11 protein-coding genes and 1 riboswitch are annotated in these 11,095 nt (G+C 41.8%); of the genes, 6 read left to right on the top strand and 5 right to left on the bottom strand.

Features of this window, described 5'->3' with window-relative positions; translation table 11 throughout:
• Positions 1-94: 94 nt before the first annotated feature.
• Positions 95-182: riboswitch (glycine riboswitch) on the bottom strand.
• Between the two features lie 312 nt (positions 183-494).
• From Q9R24_RS14675 to Q9R24_RS14655, 5 genes are all read right to left on the bottom strand, one after another.
• The gene (locus Q9R24_RS14675) at positions 495-1,403 is read right to left on the bottom strand and encodes an AEC family transporter (RefSeq protein WP_311204751.1); all 909 of its coding nucleotides are present in this window, start codon (positions 1,401-1,403) and stop codon (positions 495-497) included.
• A gap of 125 nt (positions 1,404-1,528) precedes the next feature.
• Positions 1,529-2,050, bottom strand: a complete 522-nt coding sequence (locus Q9R24_RS14670) for a GNAT family N-acetyltransferase (RefSeq protein WP_311204752.1) — start codon at positions 2,048-2,050, stop codon at positions 1,529-1,531.
• Between the two features lie 67 nt (positions 2,051-2,117).
• Positions 2,118-3,212, bottom strand: coding sequence for a chorismate synthase (aroC, locus tag Q9R24_RS14665; RefSeq protein WP_311204753.1), 1,095 nt, complete (start codon positions 3,210-3,212; stop codon positions 2,118-2,120).
• 13 nt (positions 3,213-3,225) lie between these two features.
• Entirely contained in the window at positions 3,226-4,236 is a 1,011-nt protein-coding gene (prmB, locus tag Q9R24_RS14660; RefSeq protein WP_044108320.1) for a 50S ribosomal protein L3 N(5)-glutamine methyltransferase, read from the bottom strand.
• A 203-nt stretch (positions 4,237-4,439) separates the two neighbouring features.
• Complete coding sequence (locus Q9R24_RS14655; protein WP_311204754.1) at positions 4,440-4,826, bottom strand: DUF1311 domain-containing protein; 387 nt, start codon at positions 4,824-4,826, stop codon at positions 4,440-4,442.
• Positions 4,827-5,026: 200 nt separating this feature from the next.
• Here Q9R24_RS14655 and Q9R24_RS14650 point away from each other — a divergent pair, with 200 nt between their 5' ends.
• The 6 genes from Q9R24_RS14650 (at position 5,027) to Q9R24_RS14625 (ending at position 10,938) form a co-directional block, all read left to right on the top strand.
• Positions 5,027-5,335 carry a hypothetical protein gene (locus tag Q9R24_RS14650; protein ID WP_311204755.1) on the top strand — a complete coding sequence of 103 codons (309 nt, stop codon included), beginning with the start codon at positions 5,027-5,029 and terminating at the stop codon, positions 5,333-5,335.
• Between the two features lie 160 nt (positions 5,336-5,495).
• Positions 5,496-6,872 (top strand): AarF/ABC1/UbiB kinase family protein, encoded by a 1,377-nt coding sequence (locus Q9R24_RS14645; protein ID WP_004280475.1) that lies wholly within the window; start codon positions 5,496-5,498, stop codon positions 6,870-6,872.
• Between the two features lie 236 nt (positions 6,873-7,108).
• Positions 7,109-8,404, top strand: a complete 1,296-nt coding sequence (locus Q9R24_RS14640) for an acyl-CoA dehydrogenase family protein (protein WP_311204756.1) — start codon at positions 7,109-7,111, stop codon at positions 8,402-8,404.
• A gap of 23 nt (positions 8,405-8,427) precedes the next feature.
• Positions 8,428-9,627: an acyl-CoA dehydrogenase family protein gene (locus Q9R24_RS14635; RefSeq protein ID WP_253114473.1), complete on the top strand. Its 1,200-nt coding sequence runs from the start codon at positions 8,428-8,430 to the stop codon at positions 9,625-9,627.
• A 113-nt stretch (positions 9,628-9,740) separates the two neighbouring features.
• Positions 9,741-10,232, top strand: coding sequence for a GNAT family N-acetyltransferase (locus Q9R24_RS14630; RefSeq protein ID WP_311204757.1), 492 nt, complete (start codon positions 9,741-9,743; stop codon positions 10,230-10,232).
• Between the two features lie 124 nt (positions 10,233-10,356).
• On the top strand, positions 10,357-10,938 hold the full coding sequence (locus Q9R24_RS14625; protein ID WP_086044746.1) for a lytic transglycosylase domain-containing protein: 582 nt from the start codon (positions 10,357-10,359) through the stop codon (positions 10,936-10,938).
• The last annotated feature ends 157 nt before the right edge of the window (positions 10,939-11,095 follow it).

The raw sequence follows: 11,095 nt of genomic DNA, 5'->3' as shown, positions 1-11,095 counted from the left end.
ATGTGTACCTGAGAGCTTCGGTAGATACATTGCACATCAATGCGGCCACCTTCCCCTTCGGTGAGTGATTGAACACTTCTCTCCAGAGTTTTTATCCATTATCACAGTCCTTTTGCCTGAGAGTTTCCTGGGAACTTGCTCCTTCGGCGAATGCAGAAGCATTTCTCTCCTGCAATAATGTTTTATTATCATGAGCAATTTATATACCATTTTTAGGAAAAACACAGTTTTTATTTATGTTAATTCACGTGAATTTATCTGTGATTCTTTTTAATTAAGAGCATACATGGGTGATGGAGGATATTGCCTAGATATCAAATTTTTAGATTTTGCTGTCCTAAGTAAAATGAGCAAGTTCTATCCTTTATAAAATTCCAGAACTTATTTAATTTTGGCGCTTAAATAGAACTCAACATTTGCTTAGGCTATTTTAATAATTCAAAGTATATGTCATCCAAAGCAAAATTTAGACTTTTATCATTTATTCTAGAATTTTAGATAATCCAAGAAAGCATCAGTACTAAGCTTCCTGCTGCGACCACTGTTTGTACACTGATAATACTAGCCATTAACTCACTATCGCCACCATACACCCGGGTTAAGACATACGAAGCTGAGGCGGTAGGAAGTGCAAAGAACAAGACCAATACCTGAGTAGTTAATGCATCAATCTGGAAAATTTTACACATTAAAAATGCAATCAGCGGCATTCCGAACAGGCGACCAAAGGTTATCAGGCTGAGTGGCAATACATCACGCTGAAAACCCTGAAACTGTAAGGCTGCTCCCACACACATCAAACCGAGCGGCAAACTGCACAGTGCAATCTGTTTAAGGAACTGCTCTGCTCCAGTCCAGAGTGACAAACCAGAAAGATTAAATAAACCACCCACAATACAGCCTAGAATTAATGGATTTTTAGACAAATCCAGGATGATTTTTTTCAGCTGCATATCGTGGCTACGGGTAAATGCCAGCACTGACAGGATATTCACCAAAGGAATACACAGCACCATGATCACCGCGAAAATAGTCATACCCTGCTGCTGAAATAAGGCGCTGACAGCAGCAAGGCCAATATAGGTATTAAAGCGCAGTAAACCTTGAACATAGACGCCGAAACGCGCATAGGAAATTCGGTAAATTTGGCGCAAGATATACAGCGCAATACTGACCACAGCCATGATGCTAAATACGACCAGTACTACATCCTGAATGACCTCTATTTGAATCTTGGCAGTGGCCAGATTTAAAAACAGCATCACTGGAAACAGTGCATAATAATTTAACTTTTCTGCACCTCGCCAAAAATCATCACTCAACCATTGCCTACGCTTAAGCAGATAGCCAAAGCTGATCAGTCCGATGAGAGGAAATAAAGAAGTTAAAATAATATGCAGCATGTGACATCCTGGTCTGTTTTCTGCCTAACCTTAAGTCGCTTAGACTGAACAGAAAAATTAGCATATTCACGAGCTTTCTCACTACTCAATTTAAGCAGTAAAAAGCTTGAATTTTCATCAACTAATCATATTGATTTGCTGATTTTTTCTAAAATCAGCAAATGTAACGGAATCAACGGTTCTCCGACATTTTGACCCAGTGGATATGCTTCAATCTTTTCAGTCAGCTGATAGCCACGGCGCTGATAATATGCCAGCAGTTCAATACGGACATTTAATACTGACATCTGAATCACTTTCTTTTTAAATATTTCGAAAATATGGGATTCGGCAAAGTCCAATAATTGCTTGCCATAACCCGAGTTTTGCTCAGCAGGTGCAACAGCAAAGCTTTCAATCTCTGCTACTTGCTGTCCTAAGCTCACGCCAATACAACCAAGAAGCTTATTATCAATTTCCAACACAAAGAGCTGAAAATTTTCTAAATTGAGCAAGTCATATAACTGTTTTTCTTGAATACGATCACCCTGGATCATTCCTGCTTCAGTCGTCCATCCACCCGGAGTACGATAAGCTGTATTAATCAGCATAGTAAGTTGCTGAACATCAGCCTTGCTCGCCAATCGTATATTTTTATAGTGATTCATTTTATAAATAAAAAAAGTCAGACCGGAGTCTGACTTTAAAACAATTTCACTTTAAAGTTAAAGCAAATTATTTAGGTTCAATCGGTGCAAATGGCGCAACTACATCGGCATTTTGCGCACGGTGACGCATGAAATGATCCATGAGTACTATCGCCAGCATCGCTTCAGCAATCGGGGTTGCACGCACACCCACACAAGGATCATGACGGCCTTTGGTCAACACATCAGTATCTTCACGCTCAATATTGATGGTTTTACCCGGCGTGGTGATAGATGCAGTCGGCTTCAACGCAATCGCAACACGAATGTCCTGACCGCTAGAAATACCGCCTAGAATACCGCCAGCATGATTGTCCAGGAAGCCTTCTGTGGTGAGTTCATCACGGCTTTCATGACCAAACTGTTCAGCAACGCCAAAACCATCACCGATTTCTACACCTTTAACGGCATTAATCGACATCATGGCATGCGCAATATCAGCATCCAGACGATCAAAGACTGGCTCGCCCCAACCCACTGGCACTTTAGATGCAATGATCTCGAGTTTAGCGCCACAACTGGTACCTTGCTCACGCAAAGACGTCACTAGCGCTTCAAAACGTGATACTGCATCCACATCGCCACAGAAAAACGGATTGTTTAGAACTTCATTCCAGTCCAGCTTCTCTGTTTTTTCGGTGCCGATCTGGGTTACATGACCACGAATCTCAATGCCAAATTTCTCGAAAAGGAATTTCTTGGCAATTGCACCCGCTGCAACACGCATTGCCGTTTCACGCGCACTTGAACGGCCTCCACCACGGTAATCACGGAAACCATACTTTTGGGTATAGGTATAGTCGGCATGACCCGGTCGGAATGTCTGCGCAATATTGCCGTAGTCTTTCGATTTTTGATCCGTATTACGAATTAACAAACCAATTGAAGTACCGGTGGTTTTACCCTCAAACACACCGGAAATAATTTCTACTTCATCGGGTTCTTTACGCTGGGTTGCAAATTTCGATGTACCCGGCTTACGGCGGTCCAGATCCTTTTGCAAATCAGCTTCAGTCAGCTCAATGCCGGGTGGAACCCCATCGATGATGGCCATCAGGCCAACACCGTGAGATTCACCACAAGTCGTTACACGGAACAGTTGCCCTATACTATTACCTGCCATGTCAAACGACTCCTTATGCTTGAATAGACTGTATGAATAAATCACGGTAGGTACGACATTGCTCTGCAGTCAATGCAAAGATACCCGTACCACCTTTCTGGAATTGTAACCAGTAGAAATCAACCGAATTGAAGTTTTGGCGCATTGCCCATTCTGAGTTACCCACTTCGATCACGATCAGGCCATTCTCAGTCAGATAATCTGCAGCTTGAGCCAGCATTTTACGTACCAGATCCAGACCATCCTGACCTGCAGCAAGCGCAAGCTCAGGCTCATGATGGAATTCCTCAGGCAAATCCGCCATATCTTCCGCATCGACATACGGCGGATTAGATACGATTAAATCGTATTGATTTTCGGCTGGAATTTTTTCGAACAAATCCGATTCAAGCAATGCGATCTGATATTGCTTGTCATGATGCTCAGTATTGATTTGCGCAACTTCTAAGGCTTCTTTGGAAATATCAGTCGCATCCACTTCCGCTTCAGGGAAAGCATAAGCCAAGGCAATCGCGATACAGCCTGAACCGGTACACATATCTAGAATACGTTGAGGCGTCTTTGGATTCGGGTTTTCCGGCAAGTTATTAACTGCCTCACCCATTTGACCATGTTCACCCAGGCAATACGGGGCAAAACGGTTTTGAATCAGTTCAGCAATCGGTGAACGAGGGATTAGCACGCGCTCATCAACGTAATAAGGTTTACCGTCGAAGTAAGCCAGGTTCAATAAATATGAAGTTGGTACTTTTTCATTAATACGGCGTTCCAGCAGACTTAAAAATTCGGCTTTTTCACTTGGTAATAATTTGGCATCTAAAATTTCAGCGTCCGCTTTCCATTCTAGCGACAGGGTTTGCAGCACTAGCGCTGAACTTTCAGCAAAATAATCTTCTGTGCCTTGGCCCAAATGTGCATCGTATTGACGTAATGCTGTCACACCAAAACGAATAAAATCACGAATGGTGGTTAAATTTTCAGCGGCTTCCTGCATATGTTCAGGGCTAATAGTCGGTCGATCCACTTAAGGCGTCTCCAAGGTCATTTTTTTAAACGCCTTATGATACCTTGTTTTGCCTGCTTTTATAATGCTAAAGCATGAAAAACACGAATTCTCTACGCCCACAAAAATTATAAAATTCCTGTTTTTGTAAGCGATTATGCAGACAAATGTTTACTTTATTCAGGGATGTTTCTGTTAAATGCCGATGCTAATACTATGATGATTTATCGAAAACCGGACGCATAAGAACGAGATTGATAAAGATTAGCCTGATCCATGATCAAAGCCAGCATACATTGACCCTGTTGCTGCTTGGCATATTTTCCTGACATTCTAAAGTTACATTGCTGGGACAGTTTACGCTCCCACAATACATGCTGACTGCGAATGGCGGCGGTCTGGTTCGGATTCAATTTAAGATAAGTTTTATAGTTTTTCTTCAGACGTTTATTGTGAACTTTCAGCTTTTTTTCCAGGCATTTTTCCGCTTTGGGTATATTACCATAACTAAAATTCATGCACTGTGTATATTCCTTGGAATACCCAACAGCAGCCTGTGTCTGAACCGCAGTACCCACAAAAATTGCAACTAAAAACCATGCAAGACGCATAACTTCCCCTTGACCGAAACCGGTACAATCCCAATAAATGTTTAACAATCAATATTGTTTAAATTATCCACTGATATTAACGCAGTCCAGACAAAAATCCTATGCCTTTCTCGGAATGAAAGATTAAACAGTTGCACAATTGAAAATTGGCACATGACCCACATATAATCCGCATTCAATCTTCAAATGAGCCCAGATCTATGAGCTATAAGCACAATAATCTTATGGCGATGCGCCAGAATTACTGGAATGATAAAGCCTCCAGTCAGGTGCAGCAAGAAAAGGTATTTTTGCAGTCGACCTTAATGCAACATGGCGTATTTACCGATGCGACATTGGACGATGCTAAATATCTGTTTTTTGGCTTGCCAAGTATTGTGATTGTAAAAGGCTATGCTTTGGGCTTCATGCATGACAGCGTACAGCGCCTGATTCATCAACATATTCAAACAAATAAACAACAGTTACAACAACGATCCGAATTAAAAATCCAATTTCAAATGGCATAATGCCCTGTCTAAACTGATACAAGTTGGTGAATAAATGAAAGCTTGCCTAGCTTTTACTATGAATTCAGCGGCTTAAACTTTTTTAATACGTGCAGAAACGCTACTATCCCTTACAATGATTTATTCTGCTTCATGCTGATGATGAAAGGATCGAGTTTACATGTCAGATCAGAACGATAAGCTTAAACAACTGAAAACCTCCTCTATGGATCGACGCTTATCGATCGCAAAGGCATCCTTGCTGGCAGGCACGCGTTGGGCGGCTTCTAGTGCAAGCTCCATGTTCTCAAGTGAAGAAGAAAAAGAAAAGAAACGTAAAAAAGCCATGAAAGAACAGGCTGATTATCTGGTGGCAGAAATTGGCAAGCTAAAAGGTTCTATCGTTAAAATTGGCCAGATGATGGCACTGTATGGTGAGCATTTTCTGCCAGAAGAAGTCACTCAAGCTCTAAATACCCTGAACAATCAGACAGTGGCATTGGCATGGCCAGCCATCAAGACCCAGTTACAGCAACAACTCGGTTCAAAACTCGACGATCTCACCATTGATCATGAACCTTTGGGCACAGCTTCTTTGGCACAGGTACATCGCGCTACCCGAAAATCTGATGGCATGGAACTGGTGTTAAAAATTCAGTATCCGGGTGTGGCAGAAGCGATTGATTCCGATATGAGCCTGTTTAAAAACATGCTGAAATTGACTCGCATCGTGCCGCAGACCCGCGAATTCGACCAGTGGTTCGATGAAGTCCGTGAGATGATGCACCGTGAAGTAAATTATCAGATTGAAGCAGATACCACGCGTCGTTTTGCGGCGCGTTTAAAAGATGATCCTCGTTATATCGTCCCAACCATTATTAATGAATATTGCTCAGATCGTGTGCTATGCATGACTTTTGAACGTGGTGTGCCGATCAATAGCCCGGTAATGTTATCCCTGCCCCAAGAACGCCGCAACCTGTTAGGTGAAGCGTCTCTGGAAATTGCAGTGCGTGAAATCTTCGAATGGGGCGAGATGCAAACCGATCCGAACTTTGGTAATTATCTAGTTCGTCTGGGCAATGGCGCAGATGTGCACGACAAGATCATTCTGCTCGACTTTGGCGCGATCCGCCAGTTTGACCAGCATCTGCTCAGTGTTGCGCGTAACCTGATCCAGGCAGGCTATCATCATGACTCGGATATGATGGTCAAGGCGATGACTGGTTATGAGTTTTTTGATTCGATTCCGCAAAGCATCAAACCGGATATGGCCAAAGTCTTTTTACTGGCCACCGAAGCGTTTAGTTCACCGCTAAATAATCAAGAATTGCCAGCTGGCATCATGGATGAACATAATCGCTATGACTGGAAAAAAAGCCAGCTGCATAGCCGTGTGATGCAACAGGCATCGAGATCTATGGCTTCACGTTATTTCAGTGTTCCACCCAAAGAATTTATGTTTATTAGCCGTAAATTTATTGGTGCCTATACCTTTATGACCGTGATTGATGCCAAAACCAATGTGCGTGCCATGATTAGACATCATCTCTCTTAAAATAAAATCTGCATTAAAAAGACCCGGATGATTTTGTCATTCGGGTCAATTTTTATCCAAAATGGATTTTTTGTATTTTTATCTTTCTTTTAATTTTCATTGATTTATTCGTCCCTTTCTTCAATCCCAAAAACCTAAAAATTGTCAATCATTCATGTCAGGGATGACATAGTTTTATCTCTGAGTGCATGTCAGTATTAAAAAAATAACGTGACAACACCTTTAGGATAATCAGAATGAATAATATGGTGAATAAAGCCCAAGGATTTGGCTTGTCCATACTGACCAAAATCGCGGGTAGCGAAGTATTAGATCAATTAAAACTGCGTAAATTTGTAGAAAAATCACTTTATCAAAGTTCAATAGCAGGATTCAAAACCTTAAGTCAAACCCAGAAAATCCTGAAATCTGGCCAGAAGATTCAAAAACAGCGTCTGCCGCATCAGTCTAAATCCTTATTTGATCTAAACCTGACTGAAGAACAGCAAATGACCTGTGATGCCATGCAGCAATTTGCCCAAGAGGTGCTGTATCCCTTGGCGCATGATGCAGATCAGCATGAATTATTTCCCCATGAACTCTGGCAATACAGCACTGATTTAGGCTTGAATTTCTATGCCCTGCCTGAAGCATTGGGGGGCGTTGCATCGGAACAGAATATTGTCAGCAATATTTTAATCGCTCAACATTTGGCTCAGGGTGATTTCAGTCTGACGGCTGGCTTACTTTCGACTTTTAGTTTCATTAACGCCATTACCCGCTGGGGCTCAGAGCAGATTCAGTCAGAATATCTGGGCGCTTTCGCAGAGAATCCTGAGTTAAAGGCCACCTTTGCAGTGCAGGAAGAAACAGCAGCGTTTAACCCGGAGCAACTTAGAACCAAGGCTGTTGCACATCAGGGACATTATCTGATTCGGGGTCAAAAGACCTTAGTGCTCTTCGGAGAAAGTGCCGATCTCTATCTGGTCAGTGCTGATCTGGATGGCAGAGCTGAGGTCTTTGTGGTGCAACGCGACAGTACCATCACTGCGAAAAAATCGCCGGCTATGGGTTTAAAGGCCACTGAAACAGTCACGCTAAAATTTGAAAACACTCCGGCACATCGTCTGGGTGATGAAGATTTTGATTATCGTGCATTCGTAGATTTGGGCAATCTGATGTGGTGTGCGATGGCAGTGGGCGCCTGTGAAGCAGTCAAAAAATACTGTGTGCAATATGCCAATGACCGTATTGCCTTTGGTGAACCGATTTCCCATCGTCAGGGTGTCGCCTTTATGATTGCCGATATGGCCATTGAAATTGACGCGATGCAAATGCTGATCCTGAATGCCGCCAGCCTGGCTGAATCTGGTCAAGCTTTTCATCGTGAGGCTTATTTGGCACGTCTACTCTGTGCAGAAAAATCCATGAAAATCGGCACCGATGGTGTACAAATTTTGGGTGGTCATGGTTTTACCAAAGAGCATCCGGTCGAACGCTGGTATAGAGATCTTAGATCTACTGCCATTCTCCATTCTGGCTTGCATGCCTGATCAAAACATAAAGAAGAATAATGATGAATCTACAAACTCCAAAAAAATTTAAGCTTTTGATTGATCAAGCACATGAAGTTGCCCTCAATGTTTTGCGTCCGATTTCACGTAAATATGACAAGGCTGAACATGCTTATCCGATAGAGCTAGACATGCTCGCTTCTGTTGTCGATGGCATGAACCAAGGTAGTGAAGGCATGAATGCTGGTGCAGCAGTCAATAAACGTGGCGATGCAGACAGCAGCAATAAAAATGGCATTAATATGTCTACTGCCCTGAGCATTATTGAAATGTGTTATGGCGATACTGGCTTATTACTCTCGATGCCACGCCAAGGATTAGGAAATTCAGCCATTGCAGCTGTTGCCAATGAGGAGCAATTACAGCGTTTTCATGGAACTTGGGCGGCCATGGCGATTACCGAGTCAGGTTGCGGTTCAGATTCCGCTGCAATTCGTACCACTGCGACTAAAGACGGTGATGACTATATTCTGAATGGCGAGAAGATTTTTGTGACCTCGGGAGAACGAGCCGATGCGGTAGTGGTTTGGGCAACTCTGGATAAAAAACTGGGACGATCAGCCATTAAATCATTTGTGGTGGCCAAAGGCACTCCAGGAATGAAGGTTGAACGACTGGAACATAAATTAGGGATTAAATCATCCGATACTGCCACGATCAGCTTTATTAACTGTCGAGTACCTGCAGCAAACCTGCTCGGTCATGCAGAAATCGATGTTGCTAAAGGCTTTGCTGGCGTGATGGAAACCTTTGATAATACTCGCCCGCTGGTCGCCGCCATGGCGATTGGTTGTGCGAAAGCCTCGCTGGAACGCATCAAGGAGATTTTTAAGGATCAACTGGACTCCACTTATGCCACACCGTATTTACAAAGCTCTAATATCGCAGCACAAATCTATCGTATGGAAGCTGAATGGGAAGCAGCACGTTTGCTGATGCTGAAAGCTGCCTGGATGGCCGATAATCGCAAACCAAATTCACGTGAAGCATCTATTGCCAAAGCCAAGGCCGGTCGGATTGGTAATGAAATTACCTTAGAATGTGTCGAACTTGCAGCAGCTACTGGTTATAACGAAACTGAACTTTTGGAAAAATGGGCACGTGATTCCAAGATTCTGGATATTTTTGAAGGCACCCAGCAAATTCAGCAACTGATTATTGCCCGTCGGGAATTAGGGAAATCATCGAGCGAATTAAAATAATGATTGCTCATTAAATAACGAATTAAGCTTACTTAAGTTGATTAAACGATGGATTTTTTAAGGATTTAAGGTTATAAAAATTCATCGTTTTTTCAAAATAAAATCAGACCAATATGTACTATATTCGTCCCATTCAGCCTGAAGATAATGCTCAAATTGCAAGCATTATTCGTTGTGTTTCCCAAGAGTTTGGACTGGCAGCAGAATCTGGTTTCGCGGTAGGCGATTCTATTTTAGATGAACTGTATCAAGTTTATCAGCAAACGAAATCAGCTTACTGGATTGTTGTGGATCAACAAAATAAAATTTACGGTGGTGGTGGAATTGCGCTATTAAAAGGTGATGCAACTATTTTAGAAATTCAGAAAATGTACTTTTTACCTGAAATTCGTCAGCAGGGTTTTGCCAAAAAAATTTTAGAATTATCCTTTGAATTTGCACAGACTCATCAGATTAAGTCAGTCTATCTAGAAACAACTAAAGCGCTTTGGCAAGCGGTGAAACTCTATGAAAAATTAGGTTTTCAGCACCTTGATCACCCTGAAGGCAATACCGGACATAGTGAAGCCTGTGAAATCTGGATGCTAAAAAACCTTTCAACTTAGAGATTTTTTAGTAGATAGATAAAGTTTGTACATTAATAAAGTGCTTTCATCAGCAGCGAGCTTGACTCTTGTATATAGGCTGCCTAACATCGAAATACGTTTATTCAGGCATGGAATTCACAGTTTGTTTTTTTCTCATCTATTAAATCCAATTAAATCTAAACGTTCACTATTTAATTCTCATTCTTTTAAATTTTCTTCTATTTTATTGAGTACTTTTCTTTTTGCGGGTTGTTCATCCTTGGGCGGAGGCTCGGTAGAAAAGCGCGCAGCTAAATTATCTAAAGGCATTCAAACTGCTTACTCCACCCCATCCAGTACAGCTAATCGTGTTTCACCTTTAATTGTTCAACATGCACAAAATCAAGGTGTAGATCCGCTCCTAGTGGCGGCTGTGATTCATCAGGAATCTACTTATCGTAGCCAAGCAACTTCGCCAGCAGGGGCGGTAGGCTTGATGCAAGTGATTCCAAGATATTGGCAACAAACCTGCCCTGGTGATTTATACAATGAAAGCAGTAATATCCAATGTGGTACATATATTCTTTCTAAATATAATCAATCATCCGGTGACTGGAAGAAAGCGCTTGCCTATTATAATGTAGGTCCGTCAGGTTATGAAAATAATCGTAAAATGCGTAAACAAGGTAAACGTTATGCCAACCAAGTAAAACAGCATAAAAAAATGCTAAAAGACTCTCTCTAATGACTGAATAAAGAGAATTAATTTAACCATACTTAGGCTATTTTATTTAATATTTGGTAAATAGTAATCGCTAATTGTGTCCATTAAAGTTTTTACCATGAAAGTATACCTACAACCTATTAATCTCAGCAATGATATATATATTCAGCTAAAATAG

The organism is Acinetobacter sp. RRD8, assembly GCF_031844225.1.
In the GTDB taxonomy this organism is placed as follows: Bacteria; Pseudomonadota; Gammaproteobacteria; order Pseudomonadales; family Moraxellaceae; genus Acinetobacter.
The sequence above is the reverse complement of the archived record's forward strand: the minus strand, read 5'-3'. Positions and strand labels throughout refer to the sequence as shown.